We start from the raw sequence: 21,877 nt of genomic DNA, 5'->3' as shown, positions 1-21,877 counted from the left end.
ACCCGCAACTATGCGGGTTTTTTTATAACTAAATTTTACGAAACATATACGTTAAAAATATTTAATAAATTTTGAGGCAGAAAAACATGAATAACGGTCTTACTCTTACACATCGTTGGTGGTGGCGCCTGATATAGCGGGACGGTAATGATCTGTTTGTAATTTAGATATCGTTATTCAAACCCCGCACTGCTAACGCATTGCGGGGTTTAATTTTTTGAGGGAATGAGGTTTGATTTTTAGTCATATAACTACCACACCAGGCGAAGTAACAAGCATTACGCAAGTACGCGACTATATTAGTAGCCCTCTTGCATTATACGCGGCACTTGATAAGCCTAACTCACTACTGCTTGAATCGGCTGAGATTGATTCTAAAGACAGTGTAAAAAGCTTAATTTTAGTCGACTGTGCACTGCGCATCGTATGCCAAGGTAAAACAGTCACTATTAATGCTCAATCTAATAATGGGCAACAACTACTTAGCTACTTGCAGGCAAATGTTAAAAGCTGTGATGCCACTTTAGACGGCGAAACACTTACCCTTTGTTATTTAGACACTAGCGGCGATACTGACGAAGCGAGCAAGCTCGTTGCTGATAACGCATTTAGCGCACTACGTACGTGTATCAACAGTATTAAAAGCACAACTAACAATCCATTTTCGGTATTTTTAGGCGGCGTATTTGCTTACGATATGGTGGCAAACTTTGAGCAATTAAGTGATGTACCTGATGGTGAAAATACCTGCCCAGATTACGTATTTTACTTAGCCGAAACCTTAGTTGTTATTGATCATCAAAAGCAAACAACTGAGCTCATTGGTAATGTATTTAATGGCCCAGACGTACACGCTAACTGCTTTGAAGTAGGTAAAGAGTTAGAACGATTAAATACACTTTGCGATAACGCAGCAGAATTTAGTGCGGATATGCAAAGTGGCGAATGTGAGGTAAGCGTTGATATAGACGATGACACTTACTGCGAGCAAGTGGTTAAGCTTAAAAAGAACATTGTAGATGGTGATATTTTTCAGGTAGTGCCGTCGCGTACATTTTCACTACCTTGCCCTGATTCTTTACATGCGTATAGCCAGCTTAAAAAGCAAAACCCAAGCCCTTATATGTTTTATATGCGCGATGAAGACTTTGCATTATTTGGCGCGTCTCCTGAGTCGGCCCTTAAGTACGACGTAAGTAATCAGCAAGTAGAAGTTTACCCAATTGCTGGTACTCGAGCGCGCGGCAAATTTACTAACGGGCAAATAAACCCAGACCTAGACAGCCGCATTGAGTTGGAACTAAGAAACGATCAAAAAGAGCGCGCCGAGCATTTAATGCTCGTTGATTTAGCACGTAACGACGTAGCCCGCATTAGTGTTGCAGGTACTCGTTTTGCCAAAGAGTTATTAAAAGTAGACCGCTATTCACAGGTAATGCATTTAGTATCACGCGTTGTTGGCACATTAAAACCCGAGCTTGATGCACTGCATGCTTACCAAGCGTGTATGAACATGGGCACCCTTGTTGGTGCACCAAAAGTACGTGCTGCTGAGCTTGTACGTCAAACAGAAGGGAAACGCCGTGGCAGTTATGGCGGCGCTGTTGGTTACTTAACCGGTGATGGCGCAATGGATAGCTGTATTGTTATTCGCTCTGCTTTTGTTAAAAATAACATAGCCTACGTGCAAGCAGGTGCCGGTGTGGTGTTTGACTCAGATCCTATTTCAGAAGCAAACGAAACTCGCGCTAAAGCACAAGCGGTTATCACCGCCATAAAATCTACGTATAAGGCGGTATAGAATGAGTAAAACGAATCCTATTAAAATCTATTTTTTAGATAACTTTGACTCATTTACATATAACCTTGTTGATGAGCTTACGATGCTTGGCTGCGAACTGGTTGTTTACAGAAACAACATTAGCGCTGAGGTTATTTTTAACAAAATGCGCCAAGAGCAAGGCCAAGTGCTATTAGTACTTTCGCCTGGCCCCGGCACACCAAGCGATGCAGGCTGTTTAATGGAGCTTATCGAGCTCTCTAAAGGCCACTTCCCAATGTTAGGCATTTGTTTAGGCCAACAAGCGTTAACACAAAGCTATGGCGGAGTAATTGGTCACGCGGGTGAAACCGTACATGGTAAGTCTTCAATTATTAATTTAGGCGAACATCCTGTATTTGATGGTATGGGCAATACAATGCCTGTAGCACGTTACCATTCATTAATGGCAACAAAAGTGCCTGATAATATTAAGGTTATTGCCCAGTACGAAGATATCCCAATGGCAATTTATCATCATGATGACAACGCATTGGGTTACCAGTTTCATCCAGAATCAATACTGACGCCAAACGGCGCAATGCTACTTCAGCAAAGTGTCGCTTACTTAACACGCGCTAAATAAAAGAGGACATTATGAGTACACAACCAGAACAACCCATAAATGTTCAACACGCTATTGAACAACTAATTACAGGGCAATCATTAAGCTACGCAGACGCCAAAGCACTGTTTGATGAAATAATGCAAGGTAACATGAGCGAGATTGAGCTAACCGCCCTACTAATAAGCCTTAAAATTAAAGGCGAAGTAAGCGATGAAATAGCAGGTGCTGCAGCCTCAATGCGCGAAAACGCTGTTGCTTTTACTACCAGCAGTACACAACTTGCTGATAGCTGTGGCACTGGCGGCGATGGCTCAAACACAATTAATATAAGCACAACAGCAGCCATAGTTGCCGCTGCTGCCGGTATTAACATGGTAAAACATGGTAATCGCAGTGTATCGAGTAATTCAGGCTCTGCCGACTTACTAAAAGCGCTGGGCATTAATATAGATATGAGCCCAGAGCAGGCAGCAAAATGCCTTGAGCAAACCAATTTTACCTTTTTATTTGCACCGCACTATCACAGTGGCGTACGCCATGCGATGGGCGTGCGTACAGCGCTTAAAACACGCACTATTTTTAATATTTTAGGCCCGCTTGCTAACCCCGCTGCACCTGATGTGCAATTGTTAGGTGTGTATAACGAAGCGTTATGTATGCCAATGTCACAAACACTTAAAACCCTTGGCACAAAGCGCGCTATGATTGTTCACGGCTCAGGCACTGACGAAATAGCTCTACACGGCCCAACAACGGTAGTTGAGCTAAATAATGGCGAGATTACGCAGTACACGCTAAACCCAAGCGACTTTGACCTTGCAAACTATTCACTTGAACAACTCGCTGGTGAAGGCCCACAATACAACGCAAATGCTAGCCTCGCCATCTTGCAAGGCAAAGGCACAGATGCACATAATGCTGCTATTGTGGTTAACGTAGCTGCCCTTTTATACCTAACAGGTAAAGCAGAAACGTTAAAAGAAGGGGCAAAACAAGTACAAACATTATTAAGTTCAGGGCAAGCCATGAACACACTAAATGCAATTATTGAGGTAAGTAATGGCTAATGTATTAGACAAAATTGTTGCTGATAAAAAATTAGAACTCATTGAGCGTAAAGCCGCACGCCCGCTTGAAAGCTTTAAACACCTTGCAGTGCCTACAAGCCGTAGTTTTTACAAAGCATTAGCAGCCCCAGGCACACAGTTTATTTTAGAGTGTAAAAAAGCATCGCCCTCAAAAGGGTTAATTAGAGAGCCATTTGATTTAACCGAAATTACCTCAGTTTATAAAAAATACGCCACCTGCATGAGCGTGTTAACTGATGCTAAATATTTTCAAGGCAGTTTTGACTATCTTGAATTTGTGCGCAGCCAAGTAGAACAACCGCTCATCTGTAAAGACTTTTTTATAGATGAGTACCAAGTATATATGGCGCGTATTTATGGCGGTGACGCTATATTACTGATGCTTTCGGTCCTTGATGACGAGAGCTATAAAGCACTGCATGCAGTTGCCGATTCACTTAATATGTCGGTGTTAACAGAAGTAAGTAATGAAGAAGAAGTACACCGTGCACTTGCGCTTGATGCACAAATTATTGGTATCAATAACCGTGATTTACGCGATTTAAGCACCGATTTAGCCACTACCGAAAAGCTACGCAAACTTATTCCGGCTGATAAAGTGGTTATTTCGGAGTCGGGTATTTACACCCATCAAGACGTAAAACGTTTAGCCCCATTATGCGATGGTTTTTTAATTGGCAGCTCACTTATGGGCGAGCGTGATTTAGAGCAAGCATGTCGCCGTGTTATTTTAGGTGACAATAAAGTATGTGGTTTAACACGTACCAAAGATGCACAAGCGGCATATCAAAACGGTGCTATTTACGGTGGTTTAATTTTTCATCCTAAATCGCCACGCTATGTTGATTTAGATTGCGCAAAAGAGCTAAGCCAAAGTGCCCCGCTTAATTTTGTGGGTGTGTTTGTAGATGCCCCAATTGATCAAGTTGCTCAATACGCAAGTGTGCTAAAATTGGCGGCAGTTCAATTACATGGCCAAGAAAGTGACGATTACATCGCTCAGTTGCGTACACAGTTACCTACCGGCTGCGAGATTTGGAAAGCCCAAGCAATAAAAGATGCATTGCCAACGCCTGTAAATGGCGTTGACCGACATCTTTACGATACACACAGCGATACACAAGCTGGCGGTACAGGTAAAGCATTTGATTGGTCGGTGCTTCATGATGCAACCACTCCATTTATGCTCGCTGGAGGCTTAAATCCAGACAATATTAAAGATGCGCTTTTTAAAGGTGCCTTAGGCCTTGATTTAAACTCAGGCGTTGAAGAATCTGCGGGTAAAAAGTGCCCTAACAAATTACATAATGCTTTTACAAGCATCAGAAATTATTGAGGTTAAAATGCAAAATCCAGCTTATTTTGGCGAGTTTGGCGGTATGTTTGTACCCGAGTTACTTGTCCCTGCGCTTAAGCAGTTAGAAAACGAATTTAACAAAGCACAAAAAGATCCTGAGTTTCAGGCTGAGCTAAGTAAATTATTAAACGAGTATGCGGGTCGTCCTACCCCACTTACTTTAACGCGCAATTTAGTTAAAAACCCAAAAGTAAAACTGTATCTAAAGCGTGAAGACTTATTACACGGTGGCGCACATAAAACCAACCAAGTACTTGGCCAAGCGTTACTTACTAAGCGTATGGGTAAAAAACAAGTAATTGCTGAAACAGGCGCAGGTCAACACGGTGTTGCAACAGCGCTTGCATGTGCATTACTGGGTTTAAAATGTCGTATTTATATGGGCGCAAAAGACGTTGAACGTCAGCAACCAAACGTATTTAGAATGAAGCTAATGGGCGCAGAGGTTATTCCGGTAACAGCGGGTTCTGGCACATTAAAAGATGCAGTAAATGAAGCCCTGCGTGACTGGTCAGCAAATTATCAAGACGCGCATTACCTACTAGGCACAGCCGCTGGTCCTCACCCATTCCCAACAATTGTACGTGAGTATCAAAAAGTTATTGGTGAAGAAGCTAAACAACAAGTACTTAAAGCCGAAGGTCGTTTACCTGACGCTGTTATTGCCTGTGTTGGTGGTGGTTCAAACGCAATTGGTATGTTCACTGACTTTATTGACGAGCCAGGCGTTAAATTAATTGGTGTTGAGCCTGCAGGTAAGGGGCTTGATACAAATGAGCACGGTGCAACAATTTGTAAAGGCACTAAAGGTATATTACACGGTACTTATACGTACATTATGCAAAATGACGATGGCCAAATTGAAGAGTCTTACTCTGTATCAGCAGGCCTTGATTACCCAGCTGTTGGTCCTCAGCATGCATTTTTACACGAAACTGGTCGCGCTCAATATGTGGGTATCACAGATACAGAAGCGCTTGATGCGTTTCAGTCGCTTGCTAAAAATGAAGGGATCATTCCGGCGCTTGAATCAAGCCATGCGTTAGCTTATGCGCTTAAATACGCAGAAGAGCAAACCGAGGAAAGTGTTATAGTGATTAATTTGAGTGGTCGTGGCGATAAAGATTTAGCACACGTTCACAATGTACTAACTGAAAGAGGTCAGCTATGAGCCAAGTAAAAACGGATCGTTACGGTAAAATGTTTGCAGCGCTTAACGAGCAAAAACAAGGTGCGTTTGTACCGTTTGTAACAATTGGCGACCCAGGTAAAGAGCAAAGTGTTGCGATTATTAAAAGCCTAATTGACGGCGGCGCTGATGCACTTGAGCTTGGTATTCCGTTTTCTGACCCGATTGCGGATGGTCCTGTAATTCAAAAAGCTAATATTCGCGCACTTGATGTGCACATTAACACGCAAGATTGCTTTGATGTCATTAAAGAAATACGCGAGTACAACGCCGATATTCCAATTGGATTATTACTCTACTCAAACCTTGTTTTTAAGCGCGGCATAGAAGCATTTTACAAAGATGCAAAAGCGGTAGGCGTAGATTCTATTTTAGTGGCTGACGTGCCTTTGCATGAATCTAAAATATTCAGAAAATCGGCAATGGATAACGGTGTAGACCCAATTTTTATTGCAACACCTAATGCAGATGATGACACACTTCGCCAATGCGCCTCTTACGGTCGTGGTTATACGTATTTACTATCGCGCGCTGGTGTTACCGGTACCGATGCTAAAGCACAAATGCCAGCGGGTAATATTGTCACTAAATTAAAAGAATACCATGCAGCTCCTGCTCTTTTAGGGTTTGGTATTTCAACACCAGATGATGTAAAAGCCGCACTTAACGCAGGCGCAGCAGGTGCTATTTCAGGCTCTGCTGTAGTTAAAATTATTGAAGCTAACCTTAACGATTTAGACGCAATGACAACGCTGTTAAAAGCATTCGTTAGTGAAATGAAAGCCGCAACCGCATTATAAAAAGTGTAAATTTACACATTAAAAAAGGGCATTTAAATGCCCTTTTTTGTTTTTGAAAAGCAAATTAGTGAGCTTGGTGTTTACCCTCTAAAATCTCTTCAATAAATTTAGCATTAAATGCTTCTAAATCTGCTGGGCTTCGGCTTGTTACTAAACCTTTATCTACACATACTTCTTGGTCAACCCAATTAGCACCTGCATTAATTAAATCGCTTTTAATACTGGGGAAAGAAGTAATGGTACGGTCGCGCAATTTATTAATTTCAGCTAACAACCACGGCGCATGGCAAATAGCAGCAACGGGTTTGTTTTTTTCTGCGCCAAAAAAGCCATCAATAAATGCTTTAGCATCTTTATCTTGGCGTAAACTGTCTGGATTAAATAAACCACCAGGAAGCATAAGCGCGTCGTAATCAGCGGGGTCTGCATTTGTAACTAGTTTATCTACTGTTACTTTATCGCCCCACTTGTCTTCATCCCAGCCAGTAATTTGGCCTTCTTTAATTGATACTATTTCGATGTTTGCACCAGCATCAAGTAATGCGCTGCGTGGAGATAAAAGCTCACTTTGCTCAAATCCATCAGTGGCTAAAATTGCGATTTTTTTGCCTTGTAAACATGTGCTTGTTTGTAATGTACTCATTGAGATCTCCTTATTTTCTTAAAAGGTATATTTAAAATACACAATCAAAAAAGCACGATGCGTGCCGATAACAAGCAATTGAAAATAAAGGAGTAAATTTAATTAGGATTTATAATGCCATGTAAATTATTTAGAGATTATGAATAATGTACATAAGTGCTACTTTATTTCCAGCTCATGTAATTTTACACCACCAAAAGCGAGGTATAAAACCTCACCTACAGCATATTTCCCCATTGGTGCGCTTACTTCGCGCTCATGTAATTTAAAGCCATTAAACGCGACGTGTAATCCTGATCTACAGCATATACCCGTAGGTGCGAATTTACTTCGCGCTCATGTAACTTATCTATCAATACGAGGTTTAAAACCTTAAATAAATTTAAAGCAGATCTTTTAACGCTTTCGCGGGTTTAAAAACCGCTTTATTTGCGCCTTCTATTTCAATTGCAGCCCCTGTTTGTGGGTTACGCCCAGTACGCGCTGGATAGTAACTTAGTGCAAAGGTACCAAAGCCATTAATTTGAACTTGATCGCCCTCAGAAAGCGATTTAGTAATGACTTTTTGCAAGCTTGAAAGTGCCGATTGAGCATCTTTTTTTGTTAATTCACTTTTGCGTGCAATGGCAGTAACGAGTTCTGCTTTATTCATTTTAGGCTCCTAAATACACGCCAAATCAGTGTTGGTTAAGCGTGGGAATATGATGATATGAAAAATACCAAACCGAATTGGTAATAAAGCCACGCAGGCTAAGGGTTACAGGGCAACAAGTCAACCTTGTAGTTGCTAAGCTTTATGTGGTAAAAAGCCTTTGACTCTTTTTTGTATAATTTAGGTAGACTATGCACGCATTAATTGAATACATTCCACTCATACTGTTTTTTGCAGTTTTTAAGCTAGTCGATATTTACTGGGCTACTGGTTTATTAATGGTCACTACGCTCATTCAAGTTGCTTATAGCTACTTTAAACATGGCAATGTACCTACTCGTCAGTGGATATTTTTTGGCATTGCGGCTGTGTTTGGTACGTTAACGCTGGTACTTCATGATGAGCAATACATTAAATGGAAAGCAACACTGATATATGCAGGTTTAAGTTTAACGTTACTTGTTAGCCGTTATGTACTTAATAAAAATCTCGTTAAAAAAGCGCTTAGCTCAATCCTCGAAAACGCTAATGATACAAAACAAGCCATTGTTGTCCCAGAACCATTATGGGATAAGCTTAACCTAATGTGGGTTGCTATAACTGCTGGTATAGCGGCACTAAACATTTATATTGCGTATAATTTTTCGCTCGACTTTTGGGTTAACTTTAAAGTGTTTGGTTTAATGGGTATTACTTTTGTAAGCATTTTTGCCACCATTATTGCCTTGTACAAATACCTCCCTGATGAAGAGGAAACAGCAAAGTAAGCCCCCTCGTCATAAAAGTGTCGTCTTAGCTTGCTAGCTTATTAAAAAAAGCAAGTTGAGACGACCTTGAACGCTAATCAATACCGCTGGTTTGAATTTACCCTCATTTTTGTATTGCTGCCTTTGTTGGGCTTTGGATTACGCGAGCATTTAGCAAACTGGCTTATTCCTGCGCTTATTATACTTATGAGTGTGTGCTGTATGTTGCTACTGGGCGATCCTCATTTTAAACGGTTTAGGCTTACAAGCCTTGGGCAATTTTCTGCTGTTAAAAAGCGTGTGTTTAGCTTCTTTTTTTTAGGTGCGCTGTTCTCAGGTATGTTTTACGGGATTATTCATCAGGGAAACTGGTTTACCCTTCCCCGTAACTCGTTTAATGATTGGCTTTTACTGTTGGTGCTCTACCCAATACTGTCGGTTATTCCTCAAGAATTAATATTCAGAACGTATTTTTTTCATCGTTATAAACGCATCATGCCAAAAAAAGCAGTGCGTATTGTAGTTAGTGCGAGTGTATTTGCGTTGGCGCATATTGTGTATGCAAATTGGATTGCAGTAGCCTTAGCATTTTTAGGTGGCTTACTGTTTGCTTATACCTACGCAAAAAGCCGCTCAACCTTTGTGTGCGTTATTGAGCATAGCTTATGGGGGCTTTGGATGTTTACCCTTGGCATTGGCAGCTACCTCGACTCAGGCGCATTTAATTAAAGTAACCTTTATTTAAATTTACATACAAAAAAGCCGCAACAAGTACGGCTTATATAATTGGGTCTGTATTTAAAAGCCAAATATTTTTAGAGCAAAAAACTTAGTCGCGACTGTATTTATAAATATCACCGCTAAAATAATTGGAATAAACGTTGAAAGTGAAAAATTAACGTATTTTTCCATTAAGCTACCAGCATAATTAGGCGAGCCTAAGCTTAGCTCTTGTGTTAAACGTGCTTTTTTCCAGCGGTACATTACAAACAAACACACCATTAAGCCGTTAAGAGGTAAAATTGTGTCGTAGAATACATCAACAATAATATCAAAAAAGCTCTTATTTACACCGCCATAACTGGTAAACGAGGTAAGGCTGTCAATCATACCAAACGACATAGTACATAAAATAGTTAGCACGCCAGTTGTAAGTGTTAAAATACCCAATGCTTTTTTACGGCTAATTCCTTTGCGGTCGCTTAATGTGGCTGTCGGTACTTCAACAATAGATACCAATGACGTAATTGCAGCAAAAAATACCAACAAGAAAAACGAGAATGCTACAATTGATGCGCCTACGTATCCGATATCATTTTGCAGTGCTAATAATATTTTCGGCAAATACACAAAAATCATCGAAACTGACGAGTCAGAAAGTGCTGATGGGTCTGTGTTTGGATCAAAACTAAATATAGCCGGTAATACCATAAGACCTGCGACAAAGGCGACTAACGAGTCAGTAATTGCTACCATTTTTGCACTACTTACAATGTCATCTTTTTTAGATATATACGACGCGTAAGTCATTAATATACCCATACCTAACGACAACGAGAAAAATGCTTGGCTTAGCGCCCCATTAAGTACGCTTGCACTCATTTTAGAAAAATCAGGGATAATATAATATTTAACACCTGCCATTGCATTATCAAGTGTTAATACATAAATAACTAAAGCAAGAAGCATGACTAGAAGTGCTGGCATCAGAAATTTAGCGGCTTTTTCTATGCCTTGCTTAACACCCCCTAATAAAATTAAGTTAACAATAATTACCACTACCGCCATGTAACCAAAAACAGTGTAGCTATTAATAAAAACACCAAAATGGCTAGGTTCAGCGAGTAAATCTAAATTCCCCAAACCAGTTTGCATTAAGTAGCCGAAAATCCACACTGTAATTACCATGTAAAACACTGCAATCATAAATGGCGTAAGCACAGCTAAAAACCCTGCAAACTTCCACTTCTTGTCATTGTTTGCCAACAACTTGTACGAGCCGAGTGGATCTTTTTGAGCATTACGGCCCATTGCCATTTCAGCCATCATGACAGGTAAGCAAATGAATACGACAAATAAAGCATAAATTAATAAAAATGCGCCACCACCATTTTTGGTAGCAGAAACAGGAAAACCAACTAAATTACCAATACCCACAGCAGAACCTGCTGCCGCTAGTATGAATCCGAGACGGGAACTAAATCGCTCTCTATTATCGCTCATGCATAAAACCTTTTTATTATTTTGTATATTTCAGCGACTCTACCAGTGTTACACAGATATTTTCAAGCAAATACAGTGTAAAAATAAAATCGAAGTGTAAACCTGCCTAAATACGCTTTTAATTCACCAATTTTCAACGCTGTGATAGTATTGCGTTAATTAAATTTAACAATTTTTATGAGATTTCTTATGTTGTACATGATTCACTCAACAGATGTTGAAAACAGCTTAGAGCTTAGAAAAGCAGCACGCCCAGCACACTTGGAACGTCTTAATGAGCTTGATTCACAAAATCGCTTATTTACTGCAGGTCCTTTTCCAGCAGTTGACAGTGAAGATCCTCAAGAGGCTGGTTTTACCGGTTCACTCGTTGTGGCTGAGTTTGATTCAATAGAAGCCGCGCGTGAATGGGCTGTGGCTGATCCGTATGTTGCCGCAGGCGTATATGAAAATACTGTTGTTAAACCATTTAAAAAAGTTTTCCCTGCTTAACTATAAATAATCGCTTATTAACATAGTTCAGGGTTTGTTCACGGGTTTTTAATTAAAATTGTTAAAGTAAAAGCTAATTTAGTGTTTTTACTTGAATTTTAGTAACTTAGTTAATTAAACTAAGTGTGTTTGGTCTAGGGGTTCTATCATGCGCATATTATTAAGTCTTACTTTTATTGCTTGTACTAGCTTTGCTAGCTTTTCTCAAGTAAATACAACAGCCACAAATCCAACGGCTAAAGCTGAAGTAAGCAAAAAGAAGGCTGTAATACTCGCAAAAAAAACCATTAACGGTAAAACGCTTAAGATTTCTGAACAAACTGACTTTTATACAGTGCGAATACTCAAATCTGACGGCCATGTCGTCGATTTACATATAAATAAAAAAACTGGCGAAGTAAAAAAGGATTAACCGATGCGAATTTTAGTTATAGAAGACGATTTACATTTAGCAGATAACCTACGTAATGCTTTAGAAAAAGAACGTTACAGCGTGGATTTATGCCACGATGGTGAAGCAGGTCTTTTCCATATTACTGAATATCCGCTTGATATGGCCGTTGTTGATTTAGGTTTACCTAAAATAGACGGTATCGAACTGATTAATAAAGCACGTGCACAAGGTATTACTATCCCTATTCTGATTTTAACAGCGCGTGATCGCTGGCAGGACAAAGTAGAAGGTTTAGATGCTGGCGCAGACGATTATCTTACAAAACCATTTCACGTTGAAGAGCTTATTGCACGTTGTAATGCATTAATTCGTCGCAGTGCAGGTAAGGCAAATCCAGAAATGACAGCAGGCCCAATCAAAATCCATACACGCTCGCAGCAAGTTTGGGTTGATGATAAAGAGCTCAGCCTAACCGCTTACGAATATAAAGTGCTTGAGTATTTAATGGTAAACCCGCAAAAAGTAATCTCAAAATCAGAATTGACTGAGCACATTTACGATCAAGATTTTGACCTTGATTCAAATGTTATCGAAGTATTTGTACTGCGTTTACGCAAGAAACTTGACCCTGAAGGTGTATTAAACCCAGTAGAGACACTACGTGGGCGCGGTTACAGGCTTAAAAGTCAGTGGTAATACCGCAAATATCGTTAAAAATAAGGCAAGGATTTATCCTTGTCTTTGTTTTATTAGTCGCACTCCCAATCCTGTTCTATTCAATTGGCAAAGCGTATTACGCTTCACTTGTTGATGCGACAGAAAAAACCCTCGAAGCACAGCTATACTCGCTTATATCTGAAGTCGACTTTACTGAGCATGGCATTATTATGCCAAGTACAATTTTAGCGCCTGAGTTAAATAGACTAAACTCCGATACCTACGCAATGATCTATCGTGACGATGAACCCATTTGGCATTCTGAATCAGCTGTTAACGTTAATTTTGTACCTCAGCAAGTAGAAACAAAAGCAGGTGCAGCGGACTTTAGACGAGTTGAATATAAAAACACTGCGTACTGGCAACTTAGCCTTACTGTTATTTTAAACAACATAGATCAATCAGAACAGGCACGCTTCATATTAGTTAAACGTAACGATGCCCTACTGCGTTTAATGGACGGTTTTAAGCAAACACTTGTTGATTGGATGTTTATAATGGGCATTGCAATCGCAGGTCTTATGGCGGTTGGTTTTATTTGGAGTGCACGGCCACTGCAACGACTTGATAAAGAAATAAAAGCGATCGAGTCTGGCGATATCCAAGAAATTAAAGGGTTATACCCCATTGAGTTGCAAACTATTAAGTCCGATTTAAACTTACTCCTTGATTCTCAACAACGTCAGAAAGAGCGCTACAGAGCCTCATTGAGCGACCTTGCACACGCGCTTAAAACACCACTAGCTGTTTTGAAATCAAGCCCGTTGGCTAATGATGCAGATGCACAAGAGCAGCTTGACCGTATTAATGTGATGATCGAGCACCAATTAAAACGGGCAGCAACCGGTGCCTCTGATACTTGGAAGAAACAAACGCCAATTAAGCCAGTTCTCGATTCTATTTTAAGTGCTATGGCAAAAGTGTATCGTGATAAAGATATTATTTTTAGTTGCACAGTAACAGATAAAGACTACTTTTTAGGTGATCAAACCGATTTAATGGAACTATTGGGTAATTTAATTGATAACGCCTGTAAAGCATGTCGTTCACAAGTCGAAATACAAGTAGTCCAAAGTAAAACTCTGTGTATTGGTATTAGCGATGATGGTCCTGGTGTACCAGAAGACAAGCGCGAGTCTTTACTCACTCGTGGTACACGCCTAGATACATATGAAAGCGGACACGGTGTGGGTATGGCAATTGTATCTGATTTAGTTAAGTCGTATCACGGTACTCTCACTATCACTAAAGCTGATAACTTGGGCGGTGCTCAATTTATTTTAGAGTTTAATTATAATGATAAAAAGTAATAATTTATTAAAGCTAACTGCAATTGTACTGTTAATAATTAGCCAATACAGTTTTGCTGATGAAGCGTGTACTTTAGTAAAAAAAGCAACCACGGATGAAGCTAAGCGTTATATCCAATGCCTAGATACACAAATAAATAAAGCAAAACTAGTGCAAGGCAGTTGGATACAAAAGCGTAAATACGAACTCACTACATCACAAGAAAGTACAGGTAATACCCAAATACTTCCATTATTTATGCGCAGCATTAGTAATAATGAAAAATACATAGAAAGCGCTTGCCAGTGGCGTTATTTATTAAAACTCCCTAATGCAACAACTGCGGCTATTAGTTATAAAATCTGTGAAATCCAACTTATCAACCAATTTACTGATGCACTTAAAAAACCATTTTAAAACAAGCAATCTACTAATCGATTGCTTATAGGTAATAAAATGATTAAACCTGTAATTATTATAGGTGGTGGGCTGGCGGGCTTATACAGTGCGTATCAGTTGCAACTACTTAATACCCCATATTTATTATTAGAAGCTAAATCGCAATTAGGTGGCAGAATTTATTCGGCGCAATCACCAATAAATAGTGGTGTTAGTTTTGATTTGGGCCCTACATGGATATTTCCTCACCAACCAAAAATTCAAGCGCTAATCAAGTCACTCAACTTAAGTCTATTTGAGCAATACACCAAAGGCGATGTGTTATACCAATCGCCACATTCAGAGCAACCACAACAAATTGCAGGCGCTGGAGAGATGCAATTATTTAGGCTCAAACACGGTATGAATACCTTAATAACTGCATTGTATGAGCAACTTAATCCAGATTTTGTATTGTTAAACCACAATGTCACTGAGCTTAAAAAGAGCGGTGATAGCTGGCAAATTACAGTAAACCATTTAGGTAATATAAAACACTTCAATACGAACAAACTAATGTCAGCAATTCCTGCACGCATGGTGACAGCCCATTTAACACCTGAACAATGGGCTACTCCAACACTCATAAGCCGCCTCAACAGCGTACCGACATGGATGGCAGGACAAGCCAAGTTTATAGCTACTTTTGAACATGCATTTTGGCGTGATAATAACTTATCAGGACAATGCTTTAGCCGTGTCGGCCCTATGGTCGAAATTCACGATGCCAGTGCTGAAGATGATAATTACGCCGCATTATTTGGTTTTATAGGTGTGCCCTACTTATCACGAAGCGAAGTAACTAAAGAGCAGTTAATTCAAGCCTGTGTCCAGCAGCTTAGCTACTTTTATGGTCAGGATGCTAAAAAGGCAACAGGGTACTTTATTAAAGACTGGCCAGAGGATGAGCTTGTAGCCAATGAGGACGACCGTACTCAGTCTTCACAACACCCTGAATTTAATTTTTCAGGCTTGGGTGAGCAGCTAAGTAACCTAAATATTCATTTTGTAGCGAGTGAATTTGCAAAACAAGAAGCAGGATACTTAGAGGGTGCAATAAATGCTGTTGACGAAGCTATTAATTCAATCATTAGTCTTTAGCAATCAAGAGCTGTAATTTATCCAGCCCTTGATAGTTACAGCGACTAGTTATTTTTGGCGGCGTCTTCACCACTGCCCAATAAAGTGGCAACCCACTTACCTTCGGCACTGGCTTCTAAGCCTATTTTTACAATCATAGTTAATGGCACAGATAAAAGCATACCTACAGTGCCTAGTAACCAACCCCAAAATATTAATGATAAAAACACCACTAATGTTGAAAGACCCAGCCCTTTACCTAAAAATTTAGGTTCTACAATATTGCCCATTACCGTATTTATCGTTAAGTACCCTGCAGCAACAAGTCCTGCCACTAATGGGCCTTGAGTAATAAGGGCAAGTAATACCGCAGGTACAGCTGCGATAATTGATCCAATATTAGGAATGTAATTAAACATAAACGCTAATACTCCCCACAGTACAAAATAATCGATATCTAAAATCCATAAATAAAATGCAGCGATTATACCGGTGGCTAAACTCACTAATGTTTTAATAGCAAGATAGGAGTTTATCGATTCTAAGAAGCGGTCTATTTGTTTCATTTTACTATCGGGATCATCAAGGGCCATGTGTATTTTATTACTCAGCATCGGCCCTTCAAACAGCATAAACACAACCGTTAAAATAATTAAAAACATGTTGGCCATTACCCCACCTAAACCAGTGAGCATATCCGTGGCTACATCGACCATTTTTCCTGGATCGAACATATTGATTAACTGTTCTTTATTAATCAATATGTTGTATTGAGATGCTAAATCGACCAGCCATACAAACTCTTCTTTAAGCTGTGTTTTATATTCAGGAAGCTGCTGCGAAAAATCGTTTATGGACTGCCCAACAAGCCCACCTAAGCTTACGCCTAAACCAACAATAATTAGTACCACTAACATAACAGCAATACCTTTGGGAATTCGATATCGCGCGAAAAACTTAATAAATGGATTACAAATAATGGCAATAAACGCCGCTAAAATAAATGGAATAATAATTACACTTGCTGATTTTATACCCGCAAGTACAACGACCAAGGCAGCAAAAACTATTAAACTTTTATTCACTCCAGTTAAATTTGCCAACTCACTAATCCTTTTATTAATTATATTGCCCCAGTGTAAGGCAAAAGCTAATGAAATGAAATAATTACCAAGTGATCATAAAAGTATGCTTTACGTATAAATTTGCAAAGCTGTTTGCTAGCGAGTATGTTTTTCAATCACTTGCTACTATTTTATTGTAAGGATTAATAATGCATATATTTGTTACTGGCGCGACTGGATTAATTGGTAAGCACTTATGCCCTTTTTTACTTCACCATAATACGGTTACTGTGCTTAGCCGAAACCCGACTAAAGCAAACGTATTATTGGGCCATAAAGTTAAAGCCGTAAGCAATGTTAATTCAGTGGATTTTAACAGCGTTGATATTGTTATTAATCTAGCTGGCGAACCGATTGTTAATAAACGTTGGAGTGACAAACAAAAACACATAATACGAGACAGCCGTATTGGTGTTACACAGCAAATTAGTGAAGCAATTAAAGCCAGTAACACTCCCCCACATACTTTTATATCAGGTAGTGCCGTTGGTTTTTATGGTCGACAAAATAGTAACCCTATTGATGAAACTTTTGAAAACCCACACGACGAATTTAGCCACCAGCTTTGTAAAGAGTGGGAAAATGCAGCTTTACTCGCGCAATCAGAACAAACCAGAGTGTGCCTTTTACGAACGGGTATTGTTTTAGCTAAAAAAGGTGGGGCATTAGGTAAAATGCTACCCGCTTTTAAATTATGCTTAGGCGGCCCGATTGGTAACGGAGAGCAAGGTATGTCGTGGATACACATTGACGATATGATTCAGCTAATACTCTTTATAATTAAGCATCCAGAAATTTCAGGCCCAGTTAACGCAACAGCACCAAACCCGGTCAGTAATGCCGAGTTTAGTAAAAGCTTAGGGAATGCATTGTCGCGGCCTGCATTTATCGCTATGCCAACCGCAGTACTTAAACTGCTAATGGGTGAAATGTCAGATTTATTAACCACTGGGCAATTTGTTATCCCACGTAAGGCGCAAGCTCATAATTATCGCTTTCATCACCCTGATATTAAATCAGCCCTAGAAAGTTTGACTTAGTCATTATAAATAAACTGCGCCAAAATTAAGCTAGATTTTGTATCTAGTTGTTCTAAATTAACAACGTTTAAGAATTATTTAATTCGTTAAATTACTCAAGTATGTATGCAGGTTAGTATTAATCCTCTACATAAAAAAAGCCCTTCATTTGAAGGGCTTTGGTAAACACACAATAGAGTTAATAAACTACTTACAAGAGAGCGTAGCCTCGCCTGCCATATTTGGCAAAAACTGAATATTAGCTACAGAAATTGATGCTTTACCATTACTGCGTAAGCTAAATGGGCTTGTTAGGTTTGCAAAATTAACACCCTTATCAGCAAAACAACCTAAATCGATTGATACTGACTGCCATTTATTTTCAATAGCTTTGTCCACTACGTTTGCTAAATCAATGCTTGCACCACATTCACCTGAGCAAGTCATAGCAAGTGCTATATCGCTCGTTAGTACTTCGTTTAATTTAATATCAAAGCTAATCACACTGTTTGCTTCAACGTAGGCAATGGTATCTTCTGCAAAGCTTGTTACTATTTCAGCACTGGCTTTTTCTGCACCGCTGAAGTTAAATTGGCGCGCGTCTTCTTGTACTATTTTGTCCTCAGTTCGGTATTTAATTGCACCAAATTCATGGGTACTGCTCGATACATCTAAAAGCTCATCGCCCGATTTTAACAATAAGCGCCATGGTGCTACAGGTGCACCAACAAGTATATCCATACTCGTAAGCCCTGAGTTATCAAGTTTAGAGTCTTCATCAAGGTCGTCAGCTAGCACGTTTTTATCGCCATACGTTAAACCAAAACCATAAGGAAGTAATGGGTCGTAATTTTCATCGCCTTTATTAACCGCAGTTTGTACCGCCGATTTAGGCCAAGAAAACGATAGCTTACCTTTAAAGTTATTTTGGATGGTGCCGTCTGCCGCTTTTAATAAAACATCAGCAATACCTGCACCTTCTGTACCAGGTAACCATGCAGCCACAAACGCATCAGATGCGTTAAGCTCGCTGTTAACCCACATAGGTCGACCTGATATAAACACCGATACAACAGGAATACCTTGCTCTTTTAGCGAGCTTAAAAGTGCTAATGACTTTTTATTTCCGCGCTCAAACTCAAGGTTATCTTTATCGCCGTGCCCTTCTGCGTAAGGTTCTTCACCAAATACAACAATGGCAACATCAGGACGTTGTTCAAACGTACCATCAGCACTTAAAGTAACACTTCCACCTGCTGTAGATATTTGCTCTTCAAGCCCTTTGTAAATTGACGTTGCTCCAGGGAAGTCTGCATTTTTATTATTAGTCCCTTGCCACGTAATACTCCAACCACCCGACTGTTTACCTATATTATCGGCACCATCACCTGCAACAAGCACGCGTTGATTAGCTGCGATAGGTAATAGGTTATTTTTATTTTTAAGTAATACAAGCGATTCGCGCACAGCTTGACGTGCTACTTCGCGATGCGCTTGCGCGCCAATAAGCTCTGTTTTACCCGAGTAAAGACGCTTAGCCGGACTTGGTTTATCAAATAACCCAGCGCGTAACTTAACGCGTAAAATACGTGCAACCGCATCATCAATGCGGCTCATACTTATTTTACCTGCATTTACTTGTGCAATTGTATTTTCATATAGCGGCTTCCACGCGCCTGTTGGCACCATAAAAATATCAAGGCCAGCATTTACCGCTTCTGGGCAGCTTTCGTTAGTACAGCCTTTAATTTGCCCATGGCCGTTCCAATCACCCACTACAAAACCATCAAAACCCATACGTGTTTTTAATACATCTGTAAGTAAGTATTTATTGCCGTGATTTTTAACGCCATTCCAGCTATTAAAAGACGCCATAACAGATTGACTACCCGCCGACAAACCACCTACGTAACCTTGGGCATGAATATCAAATAGCGACTGCTCGCTGTCTATATTATTTCCTTGATCATCCCCATCAACAGTGCCGCCATCGCCAATAAAGTGCTTAACCGTGCTAATAACGCGCTTATCACTTAAAAAGTCGCCATCGGCTTTACCTTGCAATCCATTTACAATCGCTGCTGAGTAATCGTGAACAATTTTTGGATCCTCAGAATAGCCTTCGTACGTTCTGCCCCATCGGTCGTCTCGTACTACTGCTACAGTGGGTGCAAATACCCAATCTATCCCCGTAGCCATTACTTCTGCTGCGGTAATAGACGCTATTTGCTCTATTAAATCTGGGTTATTAGCCGCGCCTAAACCAATATTATGTGGAAAAAGTGTCGCGCCAATTACGTTATTATGACCATGTACTGCATCGGTGCCCCACATAGTTGGAATTTTGCTGCCATCCACTGAGTCATCAATAGATGCTTGATACATTTTTTCTGCAAGTGCAACCCAATCCTTTGGCGTTGCATGCTTATCGCCATTAGGGAAAGCACCACCGCCATTAAGGTAAGAGCCAAAACCATATTTACGCATGTCTTCAACGGTAATATCACGAATTTCTGGTTGAATCATTTGCGCTACTTTTTGCTCAAGCGTCATATTTTCTAAAAACGTGACAATTTGAGCTTCAATAGCAGGGTCTTTTTTTACTGCAATTGAAAGCTTTGGCCAAATTTTCTCTAGCTTTGATTGCGCTTCAACATTTACTTTTTCAACATTGCTTTCGTTAGTACATCCGCTTAGTGCAGTAACACTTCCTACTAACGTTGCAATTGCTAATGCATTAAGTTTAAAAGTCGTTTTCATTATGATGGCTCCTTCACTAATACTGGTTTGCTGCCTCGTAGGCCGTAAAAAACGATAAATATGTAACATAAAATAGGTAAAACATACGAAAGTTGAACACCCACACTATCAGCAAGCGCACCTTGTAAAAGTGGCACTATTGCACCACCTACAATCGCCAAACACAAAATACCAGAGCCTTGAGCGGTATGCTTACCAAGTCCATTTAACGCTAAACTAAAAATAGTTGGGAACATAATAGAATTGAATAAACCAACCAATAGTATTGACCACATTGCTAATTGACCCGACGTGCTCATGGCAATAATGACTAAAATAATAGCCATGGTTGCGTTAAAGCCAAGTACTTTACCTGCGGGTAGTTTTTGCATTACAGCAGCACCAATAAAACGCCCAACCATAGCACCACCAAAATAATAAGTGATGTAATGAGCTGCAACATTTTCTTTTAGCCCTGCTATATTTTCTTGTGCTAAAAAGCTTACTAAAAAGCTACCAATTGCCACTTCTGCGCCAACATACATAAATATACCCACAGCACCTAATAGAAGATGGCGATACTGCCAAGCACTGCCTTCAATTGCCTCTGATTTTTCGGCTTCTGCTTTTTGCTCGCTCATAATGTCTGGTAATTTAAGCCAAGCAAAAATACCTGCTAGTAAAATAAGCATCGCAGCTAAAAGGAGGTAAGGAAGTTGAACTGACTCTGCATTTTGAGCAGGTGTTAAAAAGGCATCCGACGCTGAGTCTAGAATTAACAGAGCACCAAATGATGGCGCAACAGTAGTACCTAAGGCATTAAAAGCTTGGGTAAGCGTAAGTCGAGACGACGCTGTTTTTGCTGAACCCAACAAACTTACATAAGGATTAGCAGATACTTGCAATAACGTTATGCCGCTGGCAAGTACAAATAAAGCGAATAAAAATACAGGGTAACTATGTAAAGACGCTGCTGGGTAAAATAATATACACCCGACTGCCGCAATTAAAAGCCCAACCACGATTCCTTTTTTATAACCAAGCTTTTTAACAATGTGTCCACTTGGAAGTGACATTAAAAAGTAAGCGCCAAAAAAGCAAAACTGCACAAGCATTGCTTGTACATACGTTAGGTTAAATACGGCTTTTAAGTGTGGGATTAAAATATCATTTAAGCAGGTTATAAATCCCCACATAAAAAATAATGTTGTTAAAGAAGTTAATGCAAAACTGTAATTTTTATCCTGATAGTTTTGCGACTGTGTGTGTGTTGTCACTGGTGCTGAACTTGCCATGTGTTCTCCGTATTTTATTATTATAAATCTATTCTTAAGCTGCTCTGTTGCAGTTTTCAGCTGTCTTTAAACCATCCAGAAGCATTAAAGAGTTGACCTAAGAATTAATAAACACTAACCTTAAATGTAAGCGCTTTCATATGCAATTAAATACGAACAAGCTGTATATTTCAACACTTTTTATTTTTTGTACCACGCATACAG

General features: G+C 39.8%; 21 protein-coding genes. 15 read left to right on the top strand and 6 right to left on the bottom strand.

Annotation, left to right across the window (positions count from 1 at the left end):
* The first annotated feature begins 232 nt into the window (after positions 1-232).
* Genes P20495_RS04010 through trpA form a run of 6 tightly spaced genes read left to right on the top strand, consistent with a single transcriptional unit; the run spans position 233 to position 6,821 of the window.
* Positions 233-1,801: an anthranilate synthase component 1 gene (locus P20495_RS04010; protein ID WP_007375434.1), complete on the top strand. Its 1,569-nt coding sequence runs from the start codon at positions 233-235 to the stop codon at positions 1,799-1,801.
* 1 nt (position 1,802) lies between these two features.
* Positions 1,803-2,405, top strand: coding sequence for an aminodeoxychorismate/anthranilate synthase component II (locus P20495_RS04015; RefSeq protein ID WP_008138352.1), 603 nt, complete (start codon positions 1,803-1,805; stop codon positions 2,403-2,405).
* Positions 2,406-2,416: 11 nt separating this feature from the next.
* The gene (gene trpD / locus P20495_RS04020; RefSeq protein WP_008138350.1) at positions 2,417-3,454 is read left to right on the top strand and encodes an anthranilate phosphoribosyltransferase; all 1,038 of its coding nucleotides are present in this window, start codon (positions 2,417-2,419) and stop codon (positions 3,452-3,454) included.
* Entirely contained in the window at positions 3,447-4,811 is a 1,365-nt protein-coding gene (gene trpCF, locus P20495_RS04025) for a bifunctional indole-3-glycerol-phosphate synthase TrpC/phosphoribosylanthranilate isomerase TrpF (protein ID WP_002961581.1), read from the top strand. Before trpD ends, trpCF begins: the two co-directional genes overlap by 8 nt.
* A 7-nt stretch (positions 4,812-4,818) precedes the next feature.
* Positions 4,819-6,003: a tryptophan synthase subunit beta gene (trpB, locus tag P20495_RS04030; protein ID WP_007375437.1), complete on the top strand. Its 1,185-nt coding sequence runs from the start codon at positions 4,819-4,821 to the stop codon at positions 6,001-6,003.
* Positions 6,000-6,821: a tryptophan synthase subunit alpha gene (gene trpA / locus P20495_RS04035; protein ID WP_008138347.1), complete on the top strand. Its 822-nt coding sequence runs from the start codon at positions 6,000-6,002 to the stop codon at positions 6,819-6,821. Before trpB ends, trpA begins: the two co-directional genes overlap by 4 nt.
* A 64-nt stretch (positions 6,822-6,885) precedes the next feature.
* Here trpA and P20495_RS04040 read toward each other — a convergent pair whose 3' ends face one another.
* Complete coding sequence (locus tag P20495_RS04040; RefSeq protein WP_008138346.1) at positions 6,886-7,464, bottom strand: type 1 glutamine amidotransferase domain-containing protein; 579 nt, start codon at positions 7,462-7,464, stop codon at positions 6,886-6,888.
* 382 nt (positions 7,465-7,846) lie between these two features.
* Complete coding sequence (locus tag P20495_RS04045) at positions 7,847-8,116, bottom strand: HU family DNA-binding protein (protein WP_008138344.1); 270 nt, start codon at positions 8,114-8,116, stop codon at positions 7,847-7,849.
* Between the two features lie 191 nt (positions 8,117-8,307).
* On the opposite strand from P20495_RS04045, the gene P20495_RS04050 reads away from it, so the two are divergent.
* Positions 8,308-8,883, top strand: coding sequence for an inner membrane-spanning protein YciB (locus P20495_RS04050; RefSeq protein WP_008138341.1), 576 nt, complete (start codon positions 8,308-8,310; stop codon positions 8,881-8,883).
* Positions 8,884-8,949: 66 nt separating this feature from the next.
* Entirely contained in the window at positions 8,950-9,591 is a 642-nt protein-coding gene (locus P20495_RS04055) for a CPBP family intramembrane glutamic endopeptidase (protein WP_007375443.1), read from the top strand.
* 69 nt (positions 9,592-9,660) lie between these two features.
* On the opposite strand, the gene P20495_RS04060 is transcribed toward P20495_RS04055, so the two are convergent.
* Positions 9,661-11,085: a sodium-dependent transporter gene (locus tag P20495_RS04060; RefSeq protein WP_007375444.1), complete on the bottom strand. Its 1,425-nt coding sequence runs from the start codon at positions 11,083-11,085 to the stop codon at positions 9,661-9,663.
* Positions 11,086-11,274: 189 nt separating this feature from the next.
* Between P20495_RS04060 and P20495_RS04065 the strand changes: the two genes are divergently transcribed.
* The 6 genes from P20495_RS04065 to P20495_RS04090 all read left to right on the top strand — a co-directional run bounded on the left by P20495_RS04065 (position 11,275) and on the right by P20495_RS04090 (position 15,517).
* Positions 11,275-11,577, top strand: a complete 303-nt coding sequence (locus P20495_RS04065; RefSeq protein ID WP_008138335.1) for a YciI family protein — start codon at positions 11,275-11,277, stop codon at positions 11,575-11,577.
* A gap of 148 nt (positions 11,578-11,725) precedes the next feature.
* Positions 11,726-11,989, top strand: coding sequence for a PepSY domain-containing protein (locus P20495_RS04070; RefSeq protein ID WP_007375446.1), 264 nt, complete (start codon positions 11,726-11,728; stop codon positions 11,987-11,989).
* Between the two features lie 3 nt (positions 11,990-11,992).
* A complete protein-coding gene (locus tag P20495_RS04075; protein ID WP_007375447.1) occupies positions 11,993-12,667 on the top strand; it encodes a response regulator transcription factor in 675 nt (224 codons plus the stop codon).
* Positions 12,661-13,998, top strand: a complete 1,338-nt coding sequence (locus P20495_RS04080) for an ATP-binding protein (protein WP_008138328.1) — start codon at positions 12,661-12,663, stop codon at positions 13,996-13,998. Before P20495_RS04075 ends, P20495_RS04080 begins: the two co-directional genes overlap by 7 nt.
* Positions 13,985-14,395, top strand: coding sequence for a hypothetical protein (locus tag P20495_RS04085; protein WP_008138326.1), 411 nt, complete (start codon positions 13,985-13,987; stop codon positions 14,393-14,395). The genes P20495_RS04080 and P20495_RS04085 overlap by 14 nt, the downstream gene beginning before the upstream one ends.
* 39 nt (positions 14,396-14,434) lie before the next feature.
* Complete coding sequence (locus tag P20495_RS04090; protein WP_008138324.1) at positions 14,435-15,517, top strand: FAD-dependent oxidoreductase; 1,083 nt, start codon at positions 14,435-14,437, stop codon at positions 15,515-15,517.
* Between the two features lie 44 nt (positions 15,518-15,561).
* On the opposite strand, the gene P20495_RS04095 is transcribed toward P20495_RS04090, so the two are convergent.
* Positions 15,562-16,599 carry an AI-2E family transporter gene (locus tag P20495_RS04095; protein ID WP_008138322.1) on the bottom strand — a complete coding sequence of 346 codons (1,038 nt, stop codon included), beginning with the start codon at positions 16,597-16,599 and terminating at the stop codon, positions 15,562-15,564.
* 170 nt (positions 16,600-16,769) lie between these two features.
* Between P20495_RS04095 and P20495_RS04100 the strand changes: the two genes are divergently transcribed.
* Positions 16,770-17,660 carry a TIGR01777 family oxidoreductase gene (locus P20495_RS04100; protein WP_008138320.1) on the top strand — a complete coding sequence of 297 codons (891 nt, stop codon included), beginning with the start codon at positions 16,770-16,772 and terminating at the stop codon, positions 17,658-17,660.
* A 186-nt stretch (positions 17,661-17,846) separates the two neighbouring features.
* Here P20495_RS04100 and P20495_RS04105 read toward each other — a convergent pair whose 3' ends face one another.
* Positions 17,847-20,399, bottom strand: coding sequence for an exo 1,3/1,4-beta-D-glucan glucohydrolase (locus tag P20495_RS04105; protein WP_008138318.1), 2,553 nt, complete (start codon positions 20,397-20,399; stop codon positions 17,847-17,849).
* Positions 20,399-21,673 (bottom strand): sugar MFS transporter, encoded by a 1,275-nt coding sequence (locus P20495_RS04110; RefSeq protein WP_008138317.1) that lies wholly within the window; start codon positions 21,671-21,673, stop codon positions 20,399-20,401. The genes P20495_RS04105 and P20495_RS04110 overlap by 1 nt, the downstream gene beginning before the upstream one ends.
* Positions 21,674-21,877 lie beyond the last annotated feature (204 nt).

This window comes from Pseudoalteromonas sp. BSi20495, assembly GCF_000241185.1.
Classification (GTDB): Bacteria; Pseudomonadota; Gammaproteobacteria; order Enterobacterales; family Alteromonadaceae; genus Pseudoalteromonas; species Pseudoalteromonas fuliginea.
Note: the sequence above shows the minus strand (reverse complement) of the source record. Positions and strands in the feature narration are given on the sequence as shown.